Below are 504 nucleotides of genomic sequence, written 5' to 3'. Positions count from 1 at the left end.
CCGAGGAACCACAGGCGCTGCTGGGCAAATGAGAGCGGCAACACGCCAGCGCGGTCGACAGGCCTGATGGCCGGCAGCATCTGGCGACCGGAACTCCCGACAAGCTCCGATATCGCCTCGGCCATCTCCAACAGCACCGGCTGGGCAAAAAGCCTCGCCATTCTGAACTCGACCCCGAACTCACGCCGTATCCTGCTGATCATCCGCACGGCCAGCAGTGAATGGCCGCCGAGTTCGAAGAAGTTGTCGCCGCGCCCGATCCGCTCGACGCCGAGCAGCTCGCTCCAAAGGTCGGCCAGCATCGTCTCGATCTCGCCGACCGGCGCTTCGCTGGCTCCCCGTGCATAAGCCTCGTCTGCCGGTGCTGGCAGCGCACGACGATCCACCTTGCCGTTCGGGGTCAACGGCAGCTCATCAAGCACCACAAAGGCTGCAGGAACCATGTAATCTGGCAGGGACGCCGACAAATGTCCCCGCAATACCCCCGCAAGGCCTACAATCTCG

1 protein-coding gene is annotated in these 504 nt (G+C 63.9%); it reads right to left on the bottom strand.

Annotation, left to right across the window (positions count from 1 at the left end):
- Positions 1 to 443, bottom strand: a 443-nt coding sequence (locus A6U86_RS08805; RefSeq protein WP_275507232.1) for a phosphopantetheine-binding protein, incomplete at its 3' end; no start/stop codon positions are given.
- Positions 444 to 504 lie beyond the last annotated feature (61 nt).

The organism is Rhizobium sp. AC27/96, assembly GCF_001692325.1.
In the GTDB taxonomy this organism is placed as follows: domain Bacteria; phylum Pseudomonadota; class Alphaproteobacteria; order Rhizobiales; family Rhizobiaceae; genus Rhizobium.
Note: the sequence above shows the minus strand (reverse complement) of the source record. Positions and strands in the feature narration are given on the sequence as shown.